The following is a 1,855-nucleotide window of genomic DNA, read 5'->3' on the forward strand; positions in this document are numbered from 1 at the left end:
GCACGATTTCCCCTAGCGCTCGATCGCAGCGCGATCGCCCTTATGGTCGTGCTGACCGTTCTGATTGGGCTGCTGCTGTGGGGCGGCGAACGCACCGCACCGCGTGTGCGAGACTTCAGCTGGCAAAATAAGCAGATCGGGGCAGACGATGCTGCCTTTATTCTCGCGTTTAGCCGCCCGATGGATCACGCCAGCGTTGAAGAAAATCTCCGCATTAATCCGCCCCTGCCTGGAAAAATTAGCTGGGCAGGACGGCGGATGGCGTACACGCTGACCACGCCTGCGCCCTACGGTACCCCGTTTGAGGTGCAGCTTCGAGACGCGCGAGACCGCTTTAGCAGCTCGAATCTTAGCCGAGCGGCGATTCAGCCGTTTACGGGACAGTTCCAGACCCGCGATCGCGCCTTTGCCTACATTGGAGTCGAAGGCAGCGAGCAGGGACGGCTCGTGCTGTACAACTTGACGCAGCAGCGCAAGGCGATGCTGACGCCAGAAAACCTCGTTGTCATGGACTTCAAGCCCTACCCGCTGAGCGATCGAGTGCTGTTTACCGCAACAGAGCGGACGGCGCAGCCCCAAGGACTACTGGAGCAAAAGCTGTACACCGTGACAACGGGCATTCGGGTGCAGCCGCCTGCTCAGGTCGGTGAACCCGCTACCGCGCTTACGCCCACGACAGAATCAGCGGGCAAGGTGGCGCTGGTGCTGGACAGCCAAGACTACCAAAACCTTAAGTTTGACTTATCTGCGGATGGCAAAACTATCGTGGTGCAGCGAGTGAACCGCCGCGATCCTGCCGATTTCGGACCCTGGCTGCTAAAAGAGGGTGAGCCGCCCAAGCCGCTCAAAGGCGAACCGGGTGGCGACTTTTTGATCACGCCGGACAGTAATTCGCTGGCGATTGCGCAAGGGCAAGGCTTAGCGCTGCTGCCGCTGCAACCGGACGCGAAGCCGCTGGATTTTCTGCCTAAGTTTGGCGTCGTGCTGAGCTTTTCTAACGACGGATCGCTAGCTACCATGATCAAATTCAACGGTGATCGCACGCGATCGCTATTCTTGGTCAGTAATCAGGGCACTCAGAAGGAACTGTTCCGCACGACGGGGTCGATCCTTAAGGCACAGTTTGACCCAACCAAGCAAACGCTCTACTGTTTGCTCACCGAACTACTGATCAAAGGTGAACTCTACCAGGAGCAGCCGTATATCGCGGCGATCGACATCAAACCAACCAGCAAAACGAATGCGGTCGTTCCGTTGGTCAAGCTTCCTGTTCAGCGCGACATTCAAGTTAGTTTGTCGCCGGATGGCTTTGGGCTTCTATTTGACCAAACCACTGAAGCTGCCAAGGACGATGCGGCATCGGAAAGCGAACTGCGGACCAGCACAGGCAAATCGATCGCCACCAGCCGACTCTGGCTGCTTCCACTCAATCCAGCGGACTTAACGAGCAGTGTTCAACCAGAACCGCTACCGCTCCTGGGTCTCCGTCCCCGGTGGCTTCCGTAGTCCAACAAGCGCCAATGCGTATCCTGAGATAGCTCCGAACCGGGTGTATGAAGCTAACGTGTGCTTGCAGGGTTCAGTAGCTATCTGGTTCCGTGGGTGGAGATACCATTCAAGGTGGAAATAGGCTCGGGTTCTCAGACCTGGGTGTTGCTTGGATACGCGGCTTTGCTTTGCCAGAAATCGCGCTGTCAACTAAGACGTTGATTCGCGAAAGAAAGTGTTATTCTCCACTGTGAGCGTGTTGTGTGAGGGTTGAATTCATGGTTTTGTCTTCTAGCTGGACGCATGCGTCTGGGGTTCTGAGTCCATCTTCCAAGGTGGTTGCGCTTGAAGCACGATCGACGATCGA

Annotated in this window: 1 protein-coding gene; it reads left to right on the forward strand. The window is 56.6% G+C overall.

Features of this window, described 5'->3' with window-relative positions; genetic code table 11:
- Positions 1-33: 33 nt before the first annotated feature.
- Entirely contained in the window at positions 34-1,506 is a 1,473-nt protein-coding gene (locus H6F43_RS11795) for a hypothetical protein (RefSeq protein WP_347272403.1), read from the forward strand.
- Positions 1,507-1,855: the final 349 nt, after the last annotated feature.

The organism is Leptolyngbya sp. FACHB-36 (assembly GCF_014695955.1).
Lineage (GTDB): Bacteria > Cyanobacteriota > Cyanobacteriia > Leptolyngbyales > Leptolyngbyaceae > FACHB-36.